Here is a 624-nt window from a genome sequence, read left to right as displayed (position 1 = left end):
GGGCATAATCTAAAATGCCCGTGCAAATTCGTTAGGGTCTGCTCAATTGTTACAGCAATCATTCCATCGCCAGATGGTGTAAATAGGGTCTTGCCCAATTGCCGGTATAGTTCGCGCCAGACCCCACGTAAGAGTGGATTCGCCAATTACGTGAGATGAGTTTGTCTCTGGAACCGGATGCAATAGCGTGAATTTGTACTGCGTTTTGGGTAGTGTTGGGCTAATAACACCTCTACACATAGCCTCAGAACCCATTGTCTTCCACGCTAACCCCCGGCGATGCAAAGCAGCCAGAACCCTTGTGCTAAGAAGACTGCTATCGCGGATAACACCTTTTCCACCATTCTGGTTGCCACTAAATGGATACAGGGTGCCCCATGAACCAGCACACCAGAAAAGCTGTTTTAAAGGTTTTCCAGCGGTTGATGAGACAGCATCAGCAGTACACGCAGCCGCCGCAATTGGGTTTGCTACTGCCGCCGCCTCTGGATTGGTAAAAAAAGCGAGCTCATCATTGTTCCAGGTCGGGTCGAGCTCCGACATGTACATGATGTCGAGATCCATATACCCATCAGCATTACAGGTCTGCTTAATAAATAAATCGAGCATCACCAACAGAGGAAA

Annotated in this window: 1 protein-coding gene; it reads right to left on the bottom strand. The window is 48.6% G+C overall.

What is annotated here, in order from left to right:
• Positions 1–42: 42 nt before the first annotated feature.
• A partial coding sequence (locus tag R8N49_RS28315; RefSeq protein WP_318190592.1) for a TraU family protein occupies positions 43–624 on the bottom strand: 582 nt, incomplete at its 5' end.

The organism is Vibrio sp. 1978 (assembly GCF_033344345.1).
The sequence above is the reverse complement of the archived record's forward strand: the minus strand, read 5'-3'. Positions and strand labels throughout refer to the sequence as shown.